This is a genomic window from Pseudomonas sp. HY13-MNA-CIBAN-0226, from assembly GCF_040310305.1.
GTDB lineage: Bacteria > Pseudomonadota > Gammaproteobacteria > Pseudomonadales > Pseudomonadaceae > Aquipseudomonas > Aquipseudomonas gregormendelii.
Window position 1 is genome coordinate 1 of sequence record NZ_JBEOPS010000136.1, and the last position, 301, is coordinate 301.

Here is a 301-nt window from a genome sequence, read left to right on the forward strand (position 1 = left end):
TCTATGTTGTGTTTGAATTTAAACGCCAATAATGATAGAGTAACGAAAATGGGGCTGTGGCGGAATTGGTAGACGCACCAGATTTAGGTTCTGGCGCCGCAAGGTGTGAGAGTTCGAGTCTCTCCAGCCCCACCATTTTCGGATAGTACATCTTAGACCAAATATCAAAACCTGCTTTTTAGCAGGTTTTTTTGTGTCTGAAATATGGCATTTATTATCACAAACGCTCTAAACCCTCCAACATCTCATCCATAATCTGATACCTTTTCTCCACCCGCTTCGCCAATGCTCTATCAACAAT

Annotated in this window: 1 tRNA gene; it reads left to right on the plus strand. The window is 42.2% G+C overall.

Features of this window, described 5'->3' with window-relative positions:
- Positions 1-50: 50 nt before the first annotated feature.
- Positions 51-135, plus strand: a tRNA-Leu gene (locus AAEZ05_RS28115).
- The last annotated feature ends 166 nt before the right edge of the window (positions 136-301 follow it).